Here is a 15,887-nt window from a genome sequence, read left to right on the forward strand (position 1 = left end):
CCGGATCAGGGGCGACTCAAATCAGTCTGCATGTCACCCAACAGCGGTGGCTGCTGTTCACCGAACAGGTGCGGATAGCATTTTTCCAGGTGTTCGAAAAAGAACGTTTCGGGGACGTCAGCGAACTGGCCGTGATCGACGAGGTACTCCATCAGCTTCGCGCCATCGCGGTTGAAGGGATGAAAAACGCTGTCGTTGATCCCGTCGAATTCCAGCGGCGCCACATTGAACAGGTCGCAGAGTTTGCGGTTGAACGCCGGCGTCGCCTTGATCCAGCGACCCTGCAAATAAAACTCGGTGTAGCCGTGCATGGCGAACATGTCGCTCTTGAGCAACTCAAGCAGCCGTGGCGTCGACAAATGATTGCGCACATCCGCCAGGCCGATCCGCGTGGGAATCCCACAATGCCGCGCGGCAGCTGCCAACAATGTAGCCTTGGGCACGCAATAACTCTCCCCGGTCGCCAATGCATGACTGCCGCGCAGGGTCTGCGGATCGCGACTGAAGGTGTACGGGTTGTAGCGCACCGCTTCGCGCACGGCGTAATAGAGACTGATCGCCTGCTCAAGCGGATCGCGACTGGCACCACGGTGTTTTTCGGCGAACTCCACCACGGACGGATGGTCACTATCGATGAAGCGGCCGGGACTCAGGTACTCGTGCATGAGAATAATCTCCAGGGGAAGCCCCGAGTCTAGCGAGAGCTTCAGCACAGAGATAACGACGTTTCGGCCAAACATGGGCGCATTGCCGCTCGTTCAATGAGAGTTTTTCCCACGTGTGCGGCCCATCTGGCGCACGAAAATCATCCTGGGTGACCACCTGCCTGTTTTGCGGATGCCGTCTAAGCTCTGAGGGCTGGTTCGCCCTGGTTTCACGGAGGAATAAATATGCTGCTGTTGTGGATACTGGTTCTGCTGGTCGGTATTGCTTATCTGGCCCACCGCCGCATCGCCCCGCTACCCGCCCTGGTCATCGTGGCCGCCTATGTCGTGGCCATGGGCGCTTTCAGCCGCGCGCCGGGCTGGTTGCTGCTGGTTTTCTGGGTATTGATCGCTGCCGTCGCCGCGCCCTTGCTGCTGCCCGACCTGCGTCGCAAATGGTTCAGCGCGCCGATGTTCAACTGGTTCCAGAAAACCCTGCCGCCGATGTCGCAAACCGAACGCGATGCCATCGACGCCGGTACGGTGTGGTGGGACGGAGAGCTGTTCAGTGGCCGTCCGGACTGGAGCAAACTGCTGTCCTATCCCAAAGCGCAATTGAACGAAGAAGAACAGGCTTTCATCGACGGGCCGACCGAAACACTCTGCACCATGGTCAATGAATGGCAACTCGGTCAAACCATGGATCTGCCGCCTGAAGCCTGGACGTTCATCAAGGACAACGGTTTTTTCGCCCTGATCATCCCCAAAGAGTTTGGCGGCAAAGGCTTCTCTGCCTATGCCCACTCGCAGGTGGCGATGAAACTGGCGAGCCACAGCGGCGACCTCGCCTCCACCGTGATGGTCCCCAACTCCCTCGGCCCGGCCGAATTGTTGCTGCACTACGGCACCGACGAACAACGCAATCATTACCTGCCACGCCTGGCTCGCGGCGACGACATCCCGTGCTTTGCCCTTACCGGTCCGCTGGCCGGCTCCGACGCGGGCGGCATGCCGGACTCCGGGGTGATCTGCAAAGGTGAATGGGAAGGCCAGGAGGTTCTCGGCCTGCGCCTGAACTGGGAAAAGCGTTACATCACCCTCGGCCCGGTGGCTACCCTCCTCGGCCTGGCCTTCAAGGCCTATGACCCGGATCACCTGCTGGGCGACAAGGAAGACCTGGGCATCAGCCTGGCGCTGATTCCGACCGACACCGAAGGTGTCGAGATCGGCCGCCGGCATCTGCCGTTGGGCGCCGCGTTCATGAATGGCCCGAACTCGGGCAAGGACGTGTTCGTCCCGCTGGAGTTCCTCATTGGCGGCCAGGAAATGCTCGGCAAGGGCTGGATGATGCTGATGAATTGCCTGTCGGTGGGGCGTTCGATTTCCCTGCCGGCGGTGGGCACCGGCATGGCCAAGTTCACCAGCCTGGTGACGGGCCAATACGCGCAGGTTCGCGAGCAGTTCAATGTACCGATTGCTTCGTTCGAAGGCATCCAGGAAGCCATGGCCCGCATTGGCGGCAATGCCTGGATGATGGACGCCGCCCGCATGCTGACCGCCAATGCGGTCGACCTGGGCGAGAAACCGTCGGTGCTGTCGGCGATTCTCAAGTACCACCTGACCGAGCGCGGCCGCGACTGCATCAGCGATGCCATGGATGTGCACGGCGGCAAGGCAATCATCATGGGGCCGAACAATTACCTGAGCCGCAAATGGAACGGCGCGCCGATTTTTATCACGGTGGAAGGCGCGAACATTCTCTCGCGCAACCTGATGATCTTTGGCCAGGGCGCGATCCGCTGCCATCCTTTCGTGCTCAAGGAAATGGCCCTGGCCGGCCGTGAAGACAAGGATCAGGCGCTCAGGGAATTCGATGGCCTGCTGCTCAAGCACATCGGTTTTGCCGTGGGCAACGCCGCCAGTACACTGGTGCTGAATCTCGGTTTCGGGCACCTGGAACACACCCAGGGTGACAAACTCAGCCAGGGTTACTTCCGCGCCCTCAATCGTCAGGCCGCTGCTTTCGCCCTGCTCGCCGACCTCAGCATGATGTTGCTGGGCGGCGCACTCAAACGCCGGGAACGCCTGTCCGCACGTCTGGGTGACGTACTGAGCAACCTTTACCTGGCTTCTGCCGCACTCAAGCGCTACCACGATCTCGATACACCGCAGTACATGACGCCGCTGGTGAGCTGGGCCATGGAAGAAAGCCTGGGGCAGGCGGAACGGGCCATGGATGAACTGCTGAGCAACTTCCCGAACAAAGTCGTGGCCTGCCTGTTGCGGGTGATCGTGTTCCCGTTCGGTCGCCGACACAAAGGGCCATCGGACAAACTCGCTGCCGAAGTCGCTGCCTTGATTGGTCGCGCCAAGGGCGACCCCGCCCTGGAGGAATTGCTCCTGGGTTGCTATCGCCCACAGGCGAGCGACGATCCGGTCGGCGCCTTGCAACACGCCTGTAACCTGTTGAGTGCCGCTCAGCCGCTGCAGAAAAAACTGCATGTGGCACTCAAGAGCGGCCAGGTCAAACCGCTGGCTGGCGAGTCGCTGATCGATGCCGCGCTCGAGGCTGGTGTGTTGCAACCGGTGGAAGCGCAAACCCTGCGTGAAGCCGAAGCGGCCCGGCGCAAGGTGATCGATGTCGATGACTTTGACCAAGAGGAATTGGCACTGGCCGGAGGAAAAGTCCGCTGATCCCTTCAAGCATGTAAAAACGGGCGCGGGCGCTTTATACTCCCGCGCCCGTTTTGCTCTTGAGGACTTATCTCGTGTCCAACATCGTTGCCGATCATCTCGTTTTACTCGACCACCTGCGCAGCATCCTGGTCGCCGTAGGTGAGGCCGAGCAGGTTCCCGACGAAAGCCATGCCTTGTTCCTCGAGCGCTTCGACGAGCTGCTGGCGTTACTGCCTGTCGACCCGATCGAAAGCCAGTACCTGGGCCAGGACATTCTGTGCCAGGTCATCACTCGCTATCCGCAAATCGCACACCTGGTGCCGCGCGACCTGCTGTGGTATTTCGCCGGTGACTGCCTGCATTACATGCCCGATGATGAAATCGACCTGTACCAGGCCCTGGAAGAGCGTCGCTTCGAAGCCGAACAGAACGACGAACCTTTCGACTGGAACCAGGAAAAGCAGCTGCTGGCGTTGTCCAACCAGGACAGCAAGCACTGATCTGCAAAAGATCGCAGCCTTCGGCAGCTCCTGCTTTGGATCGCATATTTCCTGTAGGAGCTGCCGAAGGCTGCGATCTTTTTTTCCACCTTCAAAACAAGCCGTCACTCTCCGGCAGTTCATACTCCGATGGCGACCAGCCCGGACCATTCGACCGACCCGGCTTGCCCAGCGTCGGCTCCTTCGCCAGACATTCCACCAGATAGTCGATCAACACCCGCAGCTTGGGCGGCAGGTATCGGGTTGGCGAATGCAGCAACCAGGCGCCGCCGTGATAGGACGCCAGAAAGGTCCAGTCCGGCAGCACTTGCACCATCAAACCCTTCTCCAGGGCATGGCGCGCCGTGAAATACGGCAGGCTGCCAATGCCGATGTGCTGCAACACCGCGCCATAACGCACGCCGGTGTGATTGGCGGCATATCGCCCGCGCACTCCCACGGTTACCGTCTTGCCGCCTTTCTTGAATTTCCAGCGTGCGTCGCTGGGTGTTTCGCCCAGGTAAATGCAACTGTGATTGAGCAAGTCATGGGGATGAGTCGGCGTCCCGTGCTCGGCCAGATACTGTGGAGTGGCGCAGAGCATATGATCGATGGTCAGCAACCGCCGCCCCACCAGCCCCGCAGGCGGCCGATCGGTGATGCGAATCGCCAGGTCGACATGATCGTCGATCAAATCGACCTGGCGGTCCTCGAGCAACAGTTCCACATCCACCTTGGGATAACGCCGCAAGAACTCCGGCATGTGCGGATGAATCACGATTCGGCCCACCGCTTTCGGCACGCTGATACGCACCCTCCCCTCGGGTTCATCCGTGAACTGACCACTGATTTCCATCACTGATCGCGCGGCATTGACCATTTCCTGGCACCGCTTGAACACCTCCTCGCCACCGTCGCTCAGTCGCAACTTGCGCGTGGTTCGTTGCAGCAACCGGGTGGCAAGCGCCTTCTCCAGGCGCGAAATGCTCCGACTGACCGCCGAGGGCGAAGAGCCCAACTGACGAGCTGCCTCGGAGAAACTGCCCGTCTCGACAACCTTGACGAATATCGCCATTTCACCGAGCAGCGGCAGTGGAAGATTTATGCTCACAACGCAACAGTCCTTTGATGTTTGCCCGGATTATCACGTATTTACAGGCTTTCTATAATAGAAACTGATTCCCAATACGAGCCTGGAATATGACGCTGCGCCTTTTTTTCCATAGTGATGAGCTCAAGGCCAACGTGGAAGTCCTGGAATGCACCCCCCACGAAAACGAGTTTGCCGTGGTCTTGCGCGCGACCCTGTTCCACCCCCAGGGCGGTGGACAGCCTTGCGACACTGGCTGGATCGGCGAAAGCCAGGTGCTGCGCGTGGTTCAGGATCCCGAGCGGATCATTCATTTTGTCGACCAGCCGGTAAAAACCGGGATGACGCCAATCCGCGTCGACGAACAACGCCGAATGTTCAACACGCGCATGCATTCGGCTGGCCATTTGATCGGCCACTTTGTACAAACCATGGGCTGGATGCCGATCAAGGCGCATCACTGGCCTGGTGAAGGCCGTGTGCAATTCAAGCCGGGCAATTGCGCGCAAGACGTCGAGGCCCAGGTCATTGAGCATGGCATCGGGCAGTGGATCGACCACGACCTGCCGCGCCTGACCTCACTGCGCGAAGGCGCCCGGGAAATCGGTTTCGGTGAACTGCCCGCCTACGGTTGTGGCGGTACCCATGTACGCAGTTTGAAGGATTTGGGTGCGGTCACCATCGCCTCCCTTTCGCAGAAAAAAGGCACGCTGTCGGTCCACTATCACGTGGACTGAGCACTGGGTGTTCGTGGGGGCGTTCGTGAAAGACGCCTGATTTTATCGATGCAAGCATTGCCCGTAACGCAAAAAGCCCGCCCAGTCAGACTGGCGGGCCTTTTTTTGCTTAAGTACAACCCGTCAACATCCGGCAACCGCACTGCGCTACGACCCTGCCCGACCGCCTGTTCCAGTCTTTGCACCAATAGTTTTCCTTTAAGTCATGGCACTTTGGCTTGATTGAACTAACGTCAAACAACAAGAAGTCATAACGGCTCGAATTTCCACGTTAGCTTCAGTGATCAGATAGCGGATTGGCAAAAGGAGTTACCTCACCATGATCCTGACAGGCGTTTTCCGGCTCTGTACCTGCATTGCCGAATACTTTCAGGGGAAACCAGGACAGCGGACAGCGCAGTCCATGGCCGCAAGTATCGCTCTTGCCGGCAATCCGGGTCACCGGATCATTGAAAACCGTTTCAGCAGAGGTCGTTCGCTATCCAGCCAGATCAGCGAATTGCGCCCGCTCGTGTGTAGCACGCAAGGAATAACGCCAAGGCCATGGATAAGTGGTCTGGCGCATTGGGGGGATAGCCCGATCCCCGTGAAGTGATCCGAGACAGCGCAGTCTGTCCAAGATTGGCCTATTCAGTGAGGATGTACTTGATGAGCCTTCGTCCCGTGCCCGCTTTCAAGCGAATTTTCCATGGCCTGCTCTGGATGGGCCTCAGCGTGGATGCGGCCCAGGCCGCGCCGGCCAATTGTCCGCAACTGGACAATTGGCCAACAACGTACGAGGTCGGTCAGGGACTGCAGAATGAACTGCGCAGCCCCGTTCCGGTAACGCAGCTGGCGGTGGGTGATCCGAAAGTTGCCGACGTGCAACCCAGCGGCAGCAACGCGTTCATACTCACGGGCATTGCGCCGGGGACCACCAGCCTGATGGTCTGGACCGCCTGTTCGAAAACGCCACGCCAAGCCATGGTGTTCGTCAAGGGCAGGGCCACGTCGGCGCTGACCAGCGTGCCGTCGGTGCCTTCCGACGACCCGCTGCTGCCGAGCCAGGTGCAGACCGATATCCGCTTCGTTGAAGTCAGCCGGACCAAACTCAAGGAAGCCTCCGCCTCGATTTTCGGCGTCCGCGGCAACTGGCTGTTCGGCGCGCCGAGAACCTTGCCCAGCATTGGCGGCATTGTCACGCCGTCGATACCGGTGAGAAACGACCAGTTCAACCTCACGTTTGCTACCGGCAGTACCCTGGTGGCGCTCAACGCGCTGGAGGGCAGCGGTTTCGCCTACACCCTGGCGCGGCCAAGCCTGGTAGCGCTCAGCGGGCAGAGTGCGAGCTTCCTGGCCGGCGGTGAGATTCCGATTCCGGTGCCCAGTTCAGGCAGCGATAACATTTTCATCGAGTACAAGGAGTTCGGTATCCGCTTGACCCTGACGCCGACCATAGTCGGGAAAAACCGTATCGCGCTGAAGGTGGCGCCGGAAGTCAGTGAGCTGGACTTCACCAACGCCGTGAGCATCGCCGGCACGGTAGTCCCGGCCCTGACCGTGCGCCGCACCGATACCAGCATCTCCCTGGCCGACGGCGAAAGCTTCGTCATCAGCGGCCTGATCAGCTCCCACAACGATTCCCAGGTGAACAAGTTTCCGGGGCTGGGCGATATCCCGGTTCTGGGCGCGTTTTTCCGCGACAACACCATCAACCGTGAAGAGCGCGAGCTGCTGATGATCGTCACTCCGCATCTGGTCCAGCCACTGGCTGCCAATGCACAACTGCCGTCATTGCCTGGCGAGCAGCTGCGCAATTACGACCCGAACTTCTACCGCATGTTCTTCCTGGAGAATGGCGACTTCGACAGTCTCAGCGGGCTCTCGCAATGAACCGAAGCCTGAACCGGACTGACCTCGCACTCACTCGTAACGGTGACTTTGAACGCTTGCCGGGCCGGCTGTACTGCCATTGGCCAGGCGTTCAACGGGTTGTCGCAAGAGGACCTTCGATGAAAGCAATCATTGCAATAACGGCGACATTAATGCTCGCAGGTTGTGCCAGCAATGGCCTGTCTTCGCGACCGGCCAGCTGTGCCAAGCCCGGTTCGGAGCAAGAACTGTCCCTGAACCTGGCCGACAACATGGCCGAAGAAGGCCGTTTATATGCCAGCCTGGCGAATCTGGAAGGATTGCCCGACAACCTGGTCCAGGTTCGCCTGCGCAAGGCCCGAGTACTGCGCTTGATGGGGCGTAGCGGCGACGCGCAGCCTTTGTACGAAAGCTTGCTTGGCACCTGTCTGGCGGCTGAAGGGGAACATGGCCTGGGCCAGTTGGCCGCTGCCAGAAATGATAACGCCAGCGCTGCCACTCACCTTGAGCGTGCGGTGAAGATGGCCCCCACCGACGACAGAATGCGCAATGACCTGGGGGTCGTCTACCTCAATCAGCGACGGATCCCTGAAGCACGCTTTGAGTTCATGACCGCCATGGAGCTCAAGCAGGCGAACACACTGGCGGCACTCAATATGGTGACGTTGCTGATCTATCAGGATAACTGGAAGGCGGCCGCCGAACTCGTGACCCGCGCCGACTTGAGCCCCAAGCAAGTCGTAGAGGCTCAAACCCGCGCGGAAAAACTCAAGGCCTCCACCAAAAAAGTGGTGGCTACCGATGGGAATCGCAAGACTGAGGTAGCTGATGCCTCTTCCAGTGCGAACAAGTAGAACGTACGAGGAGTCGAGATGAAGACCAAAAGGCTGTTGATCGGGTGCATGGCTTGCCTGTCCACCACTGCCTGGGCCATTGAACCGGGCCCTTCTTCGCCGTATCAACAAGGCACCGAGCAGTGGTTGCAGCTGCAGATTCGCGGTGTGGTTGCCTCCCCTCACCTGCAAACCGCTTCGGCCACCGAACGTGACCTGGCCATGCAGCGCTGGCTGAATAGCTTCAACTTCCCGATTCCGGAATTTTATGACCAGGATGCAGCGGGACAAATGACCATCGGCGGCGACAACTGAGGCATGTCGATGGGTGATCAGTTTCTGGCTTCGTTCAGAGTGGCCTGGCTGCAAAGCCGGGCTTTATGTCGTGTGCAGGAAAGCAGTGGTATCTACGCATTATCCAATCCTTACCGAATTACCCCCGAAGCTGCCGCAGGCTGCGATCTTTTGAATTAAAGGCCTAGGCAACAAATTGTCTGCCAGAAAAATCAAAAGATCGCAGCCTGCGGCAGCTCCTACGGGAGATGTGTAGATTAAGTGCAGATCAGGCTCGGGTGGCGTGGCCATCGTGCTCGACAGCCTCAGGCCGTTTAACCTCACCCGAATGCTCTGAGTACCCCGATCATGGCCGGGCCGATAGCGACCAGAAAGAAGCTCGGCCACAGGCAAAAAATCAGTGGAAATATCAGCTTGGTACTGATTTTCGCCCCCATCTCTTCGGCAGCCTGCGTACGCCGGTCACGGAACTCATCTGCATAGATGCGCAAAGTGTCGGCCACGCTGGTACCAAAACGGATACTCTGTGCCAACAGGCTGACCAGACCTTGTACATCATCCAGGCCCGTGCGTACGGCCAGTTGCTTGAGCGCCTCGGTACTGGATATGCCCGCGCGGATTTGCGCATTGACCAAGGCTAGTTCTTCAGCCAGTTCGACCTGACTGACCGACATCTCCTCAGCCACCCGTTCGATGGTCGTGGGCAAGGCCAAGCCCGACTCCACGCACACCACCATCAGATCCAGTGCATCCGGAAACGCAGCACGCAGCCGACCTTGTCGCAACTGCTTGCGCTTGGCGACATACAGCGCCGGCACCAACCATCCGATAGCGGCCACCACGAATACCAACAGCAACCCCGTGATCAGGGAAATCTTGGGAATCATCGGCAACAGCAGCAAGGCAACGCCGATCAAAAACAGCGGCAACATCAAGCGCACTGCCCAGTACATCTGTACCGCCGACGAGGAGCGGTATCCCGCATGGATCAACAGGGTCTGGGTGACAGACGTCTGAGCCGGATCGGCCGAGGCAAAGCGCTGGCCGACCCGCTCCAGCAACAGTTGCAGGTTACCTGGAGCGTCCTGCCCGGTCGTGTTGCCTAAATGACCACGCTTGATAAGCGCCAGTCGACGCTGCACCGGGTCCTGAAGACCCTGCATCAGCAAGATCACAGCGACGACCACAAGCACCGTACTCAAACCGATAGCGCCAAGGAACAACAGGCGTGCCATCTCCTCGTTTCCCGTGACCCGACTGAGCAACCCGAGCAAAAAATCCATGATCTGTACCTCCCGGTAGCGAACACCGCTTAAACCTGAATCCGGATGATTTTGCGTATCCAGAAAATCCCGATCAACATGGCGCAGAACGCCCCGATGATCAGCTTGTGGCCGATGGGATCATTGATCAGCACAGGCATGTAACTGGGGGTGGTGAGTATGATCGAGATCGCCAGCACGAAGGGAATAGCCACCAGCACCCAGGCCGACATGCGCCCTTCCGCCGACAGGGTTTTGACTTTGCGCTGAAAGCGAAAGCGCCCGCGAATCAGCCGACTCAGACGCTCCAGCACCTCGGTCAGATTGCCGCCGGTCTCGCGATGAATGAGGATCGAGGTCACCAGCATCATCACCGTCATGCTTGGCATCCTCTCCAGCAGGCCGAGCATGGCCCGGCGTACATCGTTGCCATAGTTGATATCGGAGAAGGTCAGGCCGAATTCCTGAGCGACCGGCCCCTTGTGTTCCTCGGCCACCAGACGCAGGGTTTCGTTGAATGGGTGCCCGGCGCGCAGAGCGCGGCACATGGCATCCAGCGCATCCGGCAGGCCTTCCTCAAACGCTGCGAAACGCTTGCCACGGTCGCGAGAGATTTTCAGTATGGGTATCCAGAAAACTACGAAGCCCGCCATCAGCGCCATCCACCAGACGGGAGAGACCACCCAGATCAAGAAACCCGCCCAAACACCCAACACCAGCCCGAGCAGCAATACCCGATAAGCCCGGTATTCGTGCCCGGACTGCTCAATCATTTGCGTCAATGCTTCCATAAAGGGCAGCTGCTCAAGCCTGGCCTCCAGGGGCGACAAACGTGTCAGGTATTTCTGTCGCAACACTGTCTGCATGTTGGGCTGATTGTTGGCTTTCTCCAGTACATGCAAGCGGCCGCGGATGCGCTTGCGCATCTTGCCGGCCTCGCCAAACACTGGTACAGCCACGCTCTGGGACAGGAGGAAGACGGCGATAAACACCATGCCGAGGAACATCAGAATGAATTCACCAGGAATATTGTTCATGACTGCCGTGCCTCCATCCACTCAGGCCTGAACATCGCAAGCGGCAACTCGATGCCGCGCTTGGCCAGCACATCGCGGAAAGCGGGGATCATGCCGCTGGGTCGATATTCCCCGAGTACCTCGCCGTTTTCGCCCATGCCATGGCGCGCGAAGGAGAATATTTCGGTCATGGTGATGATCTCGCCCTCCATGCCGTTGATTTCCTGCACACTGACCAGGCGGCGCTTGCCGTCCTCCTGGCGTTCCAGCTGGATCACCACATCGATGGCCGATGCGATCTGCTGACGCATGGCCTTGATCGGGAAGGTCGCCCCGGTCATCGATACCATGTTCTCGATCCGCCCCAACGCATCGCGCGCGGTGTTGGCGTGGATCGTGGTCAGCGAACCGTCGTGACCGGTGTTCATCGCCGTCAGCATGTCCAGCGCCTCGGCGCCGCGCACTTCGCCGATCACGATGCGGTCCGGACGCATCCGTAGGCTGTTGCGCACCAACTCCCGCTGGCTCACCTCGCCGCGCCCCTCGATGTTCGAAGGTCGGGTTTCAAGGCGCACCACGTGGGGCTGTTGCAGTTGCAGTTCGGCCGAGTCCTCGATGGTGACGATCCGCTCGTTTTGCGGAATGAAACTGGACAGGACATTGAGCATGGTGGTCTTGCCGCTGCCGGTACCGCCGGAAATCAGCACGTTCAAGCGCCCACGGACAATCGCCTTGAGTAGCAAGGCAATGGCCGGGGTCAACGTCCCCACCTGGATCAGGCTATCGGTATTGAGCAGGTCCACCGCAAAGCGCCGGATCGACATGCTCGGGCCGTCGATGGCCAGCGGCGGGATAATCGCGTTGACCCGCGAACCGTCCTTGAGCCGGGCGTCCACCAAGGGCGAGGACTCGTCGATACGCCGCCCCAGGCTGGAGACGATGCGGTCGATGATGTTCAGCAAATGCTGATCATCGCGAAAGCGCACATCGGTGCGTTGCAGTTTGCCGAAGCGCTCGACATAGACCGAGGCAAAGCCATTGACCAGAATATCGGACACGCTGTGATCGGCCAGCAACGGCTCCAGAGGACCAAGTCCGAGCACCTCGTCGGTGATCTGCTTGATGATCAACTGGCGGCTGGACGTACTCACCGGTGCCGAATGCTCATCGAGCAGGCGCTGGCAAATATCGCGAATCTGCCGCGTGGCCTCTGCCTGCTCAAGGGAGTCCAGCAAGGACAGGTCCATGACCTTGAGCAACTGCTGGTAGATCTTTTCTCGCCACTCGGCTTCCACAGGGGTGACCTGACTTCTGGTTTCATAAAGAACGTCCGGCGTTGCACGTTCCCACGCCATTTCTTCCACTGCCGGATCCAGCAGATCGTCACCCGGCAGGTTAGCCTGCGATGTGGCGGGTTTACCGGACTGTTTACGCAAGCGGTTACGAAAGTCGCTGATCATGGGTCACCCCCCGAAAAAACGGTTGAAGGCGCGTTTGAATACACCTTTTTTTCCAGCCATCTGGTTGCCCAGCAGGTCATCGGCCACGTTGCGCAGGGCAACGGTAATCGCCGCCTTCGGCGCATGCAGACCCAACGGCACGCCAGTGTTCTGACTCTGGCTGACCAGGTTGAAGTCGTTGGGTAATTTCGACAGGTTCGTGCAGCGCAGCGCCTCGCCGATATCCTTGAGGCTGACCGCTGCCGACTTGTCATAGCGGTTGACCACGATCTGCAATTGATCCCCGCGCACGCCCAGGTCTTCGCGAAGAATCCGCACCAGGGAGCTGGCATCCCGCAGATGGCTGACGCTCTGCTGCACCACCACGTACACCCGATCGACCTGTTCCAGCACGGAGCCGGTGAGGTGGTCGATTTGCCGCGGCAGATCGATCACTACCCAGTCATAGCTGGCACGAGCCAACTGCATCAAGGTATCAAGTTGCTCGGGTTGGGCATCCTGCGGCAGACACAGCTCACCGGCCCGGCCACCCAGCACATGTAAGGTCGGGCTGAAGTGACTGCAAAAACCCCGTAGTGCAACACTGTCCATGCCGTCGATCTGATGCAACACCTCAAGATGGCTGTGGGTTTGCGCCACATCCAGGTAATGCGTCACGCTGCCAAATTGCAAGTCCATATCCAGCAACAGGGTACTGCCGCCCTTCATGCTCAGCTGCTGAGCCAGGTTGCAAGCCAGCATGGTGCCGCCCGATCCACCCTTGGCGCTGATCACGGCGAGCAATTTCCCTTCTGTCCCGCTGCCGGTCCGAACCTCCATGACCAGCCGATTCAAGGCGGCGACCAGTTCCGTCTCGGCTACGGGCTCGGGCAGCACGTCACGGGCGCCGGCCTGCATCGCCAGACGCATGCCTTCCTGTTCGCTCAGCAGTCCGCACACCAACATCGGCGGACGCTCATGGGCCGGGCGCTGCAACAGTGCCGCCAGCTCCTCGCGCCACAGATGGCTAACGCGCAATAGCAACAGATCGGGCATCCGGTCCAGACCGTAGAGCGGGTCGACATGCCCGTTGCTCACCAGCCGAGTACTCACCTCCAGGCTGGGCATGCGTTGGCAGACGCTCTGCAGGTCGCGCAACGACGTGGCATCACGGCTGCTGATCAGCAACCTGAGCCCGGCTTTGCCGGTCGAACTGGAGAGCGGGGTATCCTTGGTATTCAGCATGGCGTGATCTCCCCGGAATCGGAATGACGCCCGAGGCTTTCACGTGGCAACGTTGCCCTGAATGCAGGCAAGGTAATGGACGCGCCGAACCCGGGAATAAACAGATTGAAAACGAAGTTTTGAAGACTCAACTGGACATAGCGGATGGCACGAAAACCGTTGGCGCTGACAGTGTCAGCGGGGTTGGCCACCTGGGCACCGTTTGCGTCCAGATAGGTCAACGTCAGGTTGGTGGTGGCCAGGTTGCCAATCAGCTGGCTATTGCCTGCATCGCCCGCCGCGTTGAATATTGCCCGCCGCAACACCACTGGATCGCTGATATTGCACACCGCCGCCAGGCGTGTACCACGGCGCACGGCTTCATCCAGCGCATTGACCGTAAAGTACAGGCGGCCCATTTCCACTACGCCGAACAACAGCGTGAACACCAGCAGACCAACGATGGCGAACTCCACCGTATAGGTGCCGCGCATGTGTTTTCTATTCATCACAGGGCCCTCATCACGGTAGTGGCAACCAGCGGAATGCCCAGTGCAATCTGATTACCAAAAAAACCGGGAATCGATCCGGCGCAATTGCCAGCGCCAATCACCGGGCAGAACGTGTAAGTGATGGTGACCCGCACATGGTCGGTGCCCACTGCGGCAACGACCACGTTGCCAGTCGTCAACCCTGACACCACAGCGGTCCCGGTATTGGCTGGTACGCCATACACCGCAACGTTTTTCGTCTGGGTCAGTAGCGTATCGCTAAGAGCGACAGTACCCAGCGTCGAGTCCCAGGCCTGACTGGCGACGAAACGGTCGGCATCGCGACTGGCCTGCAGTAGCAGGTTGTACTGATAGAGCATGCGGCCGAACTCACCGAATGCCAGCAACATCAGCAGCAACACCGGCAGGACGAGGGTGAACTCCACCATGGCGAGGCCTTGCTGGCGCTGCGGATGTTTAAACCCATGAAGTCTCATGACGCCCCCCTACGAGTCAGTGCTCGGAGTACCGCTGCCGTTGAGATAGGTTTTGTAGAGCTGAATGATCTGCGGGCCGGAATCGGTTGACGGCGAGGGGCCGGCCACGTTGTCGCCTTCGCACTCCTTCACGAACTGGCCGAAGATCTGCGCGTCCCCGCCACCGCCATCCATTGGCTGCACCACGAAATAGCAGCCAAAACCGAGGACAGGGATCGAGGTTGCACCGTTATTTTTCCCGGAGCAGTCGCCCACCACGATTTTCAGCATCCGGCGCTCGAACACCCCATTGCTCTCACAGCCACTGCCCCCTGCCACACACGCGGCAACACTCCCACGCCAGTCGTTGTAGTCAAATATCGCGTTGGTGCCCGCCGTGAGATTGCCATTGTTCGAGGTGACGGTTTGCCCCTGGTACTTCACTTGGGGGGGATTGACTGAGTCGTCGTAAGTAATCGCGGGGTTGCTGGACGTGGTCACCAGGTCTGGCGGATAGTCCGAGGCACTGACCGGACCGTTGTAGATGCCGAAGCGCGTATTCAGGCCTTGAGACGCAGGGCCGACCATATTGCCAGGGGAGGTCTGAACACTTTGCCCCACATTGCGACAGACCTTGCCACCACCGGCCAGATCCTCCCGGACCGCACTGCCACCCGAGCCAAAATCGAGCAACTGAAAGTTGCCAGGACCAATGGGCGAGGAATTGCCGGCAGCCGTCTTCAATACCTGCAAATCACCAAACTGGAAGCCCCAGAACATGCCAGCGCTCGGGTTGTATTGAGTCGGGTCGCCACAAACCATCAAAGGTGCCAGATCGCAAGGGCTGGTAGGGCTGGGCCCAGCGGTGGCGATCGCCGCCACCGCTTTGGTTCCCAAGCCACCAGAGCCGAATGCCTGGGCGAAGTTCCAGAAAAATCCCGTCAGGTTATAGCTCGATACCGATACCCGAACGTACTTGGCATTCGCCGGCCCAGGGTAGGAGAACGGGCCGTAGACGCTGCTTGCCAGTTCCACCACTGCAAATGCACCTGCATTGCCGCCGACCGCCGTGGCCAATTCATTGTTGCCCGTGGCATTGGCATTCTGTACCAACGTATTGAGGGCGGCGGTACGCGTCGTGCTAGCACTATTGGCACCACCCTCTACCTGACTCAGGGTTTTGGCGCCACTGAGGGCGGCGGCGTCCACCGCATTCTGCAACCGCGTTTTGTTCAGCATCAGATGCCCGCCGTCCAGAGCCAACGCCGCCATCATGGCCATCGCCGCCAACGCGATCACCATCAATGCACTCACCGATCCTTCCTGGCGCCTTGGCGTCGAAGTTAACGGCCGCTGAATATTAAGATTCATCATC

15 protein-coding genes are annotated in these 15,887 nt (G+C 59.4%); 6 read left to right on the top strand and 9 right to left on the bottom strand.

Annotated features, from left to right (window positions below; all coding sequences use genetic code 11):
• Positions 1-5: 5 nt before the first annotated feature.
• On the bottom strand, positions 6-665 hold the full coding sequence (locus PPUTUW4_RS20590; RefSeq protein ID WP_015096402.1) for a transglutaminase family protein: 660 nt from the start codon (positions 663-665) through the stop codon (positions 6-8).
• A 225-nt stretch (positions 666-890) separates the two neighbouring features.
• On the opposite strand from PPUTUW4_RS20590, the gene PPUTUW4_RS20595 reads away from it, so the two are divergent.
• Positions 891-3,338 (top strand): acyl-CoA dehydrogenase, encoded by a 2,448-nt coding sequence (locus tag PPUTUW4_RS20595; RefSeq protein WP_015096403.1) that lies wholly within the window; start codon positions 891-893, stop codon positions 3,336-3,338.
• A gap of 74 nt (positions 3,339-3,412) precedes the next feature.
• Entirely contained in the window at positions 3,413-3,820 is a 408-nt protein-coding gene (locus tag PPUTUW4_RS20600; protein ID WP_007972361.1) for a PA2817 family protein, read from the top strand.
• Positions 3,821-3,911: 91 nt separating this feature from the next.
• Here the strand turns inward: PPUTUW4_RS20600 and PPUTUW4_RS20605 are convergent, their stop codons facing one another.
• A complete protein-coding gene (locus PPUTUW4_RS20605) occupies positions 3,912-4,910 on the bottom strand; it encodes a LysR family transcriptional regulator (protein WP_015096404.1) in 999 nt (332 codons plus the stop codon).
• An 89-nt stretch (positions 4,911-4,999) separates the two neighbouring features.
• Here PPUTUW4_RS20605 and PPUTUW4_RS20610 point away from each other — a divergent pair, with 89 nt between their 5' ends.
• The 4 genes from PPUTUW4_RS20610 (at position 5,000) to PPUTUW4_RS20625 (ending at position 8,625) form a co-directional block, all read left to right on the top strand.
• A complete protein-coding gene (locus tag PPUTUW4_RS20610; protein ID WP_015096405.1) occupies positions 5,000-5,626 on the top strand; it encodes a hypothetical protein in 627 nt (208 codons plus the stop codon).
• 648 nt (positions 5,627-6,274) lie between these two features.
• The gene (locus tag PPUTUW4_RS20615) at positions 6,275-7,498 is read left to right on the top strand and encodes a type II and III secretion system protein family protein (protein ID WP_015096407.1); all 1,224 of its coding nucleotides are present in this window, start codon (positions 6,275-6,277) and stop codon (positions 7,496-7,498) included.
• A gap of 119 nt (positions 7,499-7,617) precedes the next feature.
• Entirely contained in the window at positions 7,618-8,331 is a 714-nt protein-coding gene (locus PPUTUW4_RS20620) for a tetratricopeptide repeat protein (protein WP_015096408.1), read from the top strand.
• A gap of 18 nt (positions 8,332-8,349) precedes the next feature.
• A complete protein-coding gene (locus PPUTUW4_RS20625; RefSeq protein WP_015096409.1) occupies positions 8,350-8,625 on the top strand; it encodes a DUF3613 domain-containing protein in 276 nt (91 codons plus the stop codon).
• Positions 8,626-8,924: 299 nt separating this feature from the next.
• Here the strand turns inward: PPUTUW4_RS20625 and PPUTUW4_RS20630 are convergent, their stop codons facing one another.
• The 7 genes from PPUTUW4_RS20630 to PPUTUW4_RS20660 are packed head-to-tail and all read right to left on the bottom strand — an operon-like array spanning position 8,925 to position 15,886.
• Entirely contained in the window at positions 8,925-9,887 is a 963-nt protein-coding gene (locus PPUTUW4_RS20630; protein WP_015096410.1) for a type II secretion system F family protein, read from the bottom strand.
• Between the two features lie 29 nt (positions 9,888-9,916).
• Entirely contained in the window at positions 9,917-10,903 is a 987-nt protein-coding gene (locus PPUTUW4_RS20635) for a type II secretion system F family protein (protein WP_015096411.1), read from the bottom strand.
• Entirely contained in the window at positions 10,900-12,342 is a 1,443-nt protein-coding gene (locus PPUTUW4_RS20640; protein WP_015096412.1) for a CpaF family protein, read from the bottom strand. Before PPUTUW4_RS20640 ends, PPUTUW4_RS20635 begins: the two co-directional genes overlap by 4 nt.
• Before the next feature lie 3 nt (positions 12,343-12,345).
• The gene (locus tag PPUTUW4_RS20645) at positions 12,346-13,566 is read right to left on the bottom strand and encodes an AAA family ATPase (RefSeq protein ID WP_015096413.1); all 1,221 of its coding nucleotides are present in this window, start codon (positions 13,564-13,566) and stop codon (positions 12,346-12,348) included.
• Complete coding sequence (locus PPUTUW4_RS20650) at positions 13,560-14,054, bottom strand: TadE/TadG family type IV pilus assembly protein (protein WP_015096414.1); 495 nt, start codon at positions 14,052-14,054, stop codon at positions 13,560-13,562. Before PPUTUW4_RS20650 ends, PPUTUW4_RS20645 begins: the two co-directional genes overlap by 7 nt.
• A complete protein-coding gene (locus PPUTUW4_RS20655; protein ID WP_015096415.1) occupies positions 14,054-14,533 on the bottom strand; it encodes a TadE/TadG family type IV pilus assembly protein in 480 nt (159 codons plus the stop codon). The genes PPUTUW4_RS20650 and PPUTUW4_RS20655 overlap by 1 nt, the downstream gene beginning before the upstream one ends.
• 9 nt (positions 14,534-14,542) lie before the next feature.
• Positions 14,543-15,886, bottom strand: a complete 1,344-nt coding sequence (locus tag PPUTUW4_RS20660; RefSeq protein WP_015096416.1) for a pilus assembly protein TadG-related protein — start codon at positions 15,884-15,886, stop codon at positions 14,543-14,545.
• Between the last annotated feature and the right edge of the window lies 1 nt (position 15,887).

This window comes from Pseudomonas sp. UW4, from assembly GCF_000316175.1.
In the GTDB taxonomy this organism is placed as follows: domain Bacteria; phylum Pseudomonadota; class Gammaproteobacteria; order Pseudomonadales; family Pseudomonadaceae; genus Aquipseudomonas; species Aquipseudomonas laurylsulfatiphila.

Excerpts from the sequence above, each read along its gene's own strand:
- PPUTUW4_RS20590 (WP_015096402.1), bottom strand. The coding sequence starts at position 665 with ATGCACGAGTACCTGAGTCCCGGCCGCTTCATCGATAGTGACCATCCG.
- PPUTUW4_RS20595 (WP_015096403.1), top strand. The coding sequence starts at position 891 with ATGCTGCTGTTGTGGATACTGGTTCTGCTGGTCGGTATTGCTTATCTG.
- PPUTUW4_RS20610 (WP_015096405.1), top strand. The coding sequence starts at position 5,000 with ATGACGCTGCGCCTTTTTTTCCATAGTGATGAGCTCAAGGCCAACGTG.
- PPUTUW4_RS20615 (WP_015096407.1), top strand. The coding sequence starts at position 6,275 with ATGAGCCTTCGTCCCGTGCCCGCTTTCAAGCGAATTTTCCATGGCCTG.
- PPUTUW4_RS20620 (WP_015096408.1), top strand. The coding sequence starts at position 7,618 with ATGAAAGCAATCATTGCAATAACGGCGACATTAATGCTCGCAGGTTGT.
- PPUTUW4_RS20625 (WP_015096409.1), top strand. The coding sequence starts at position 8,350 with ATGAAGACCAAAAGGCTGTTGATCGGGTGCATGGCTTGCCTGTCCACC.
- PPUTUW4_RS20630 (WP_015096410.1), bottom strand. The coding sequence starts at position 9,887 with ATGGATTTTTTGCTCGGGTTGCTCAGTCGGGTCACGGGAAACGAGGAG.
- PPUTUW4_RS20635 (WP_015096411.1), bottom strand. The coding sequence starts at position 10,903 with ATGAACAATATTCCTGGTGAATTCATTCTGATGTTCCTCGGCATGGTG.
- PPUTUW4_RS20640 (WP_015096412.1), bottom strand. The coding sequence starts at position 12,342 with ATGATCAGCGACTTTCGTAACCGCTTGCGTAAACAGTCCGGTAAACCC.
- PPUTUW4_RS20645 (WP_015096413.1), bottom strand. The coding sequence starts at position 13,566 with ATGCTGAATACCAAGGATACCCCGCTCTCCAGTTCGACCGGCAAAGCC.
- PPUTUW4_RS20650 (WP_015096414.1), bottom strand. The coding sequence starts at position 14,054 with ATGAATAGAAAACACATGCGCGGCACCTATACGGTGGAGTTCGCCATC.
- PPUTUW4_RS20655 (WP_015096415.1), bottom strand. The coding sequence starts at position 14,533 with ATGAGACTTCATGGGTTTAAACATCCGCAGCGCCAGCAAGGCCTCGCC.
- PPUTUW4_RS20660 (WP_015096416.1), bottom strand. The coding sequence starts at position 15,886 with ATGATGAATCTTAATATTCAGCGGCCGTTAACTTCGACGCCAAGGCGC.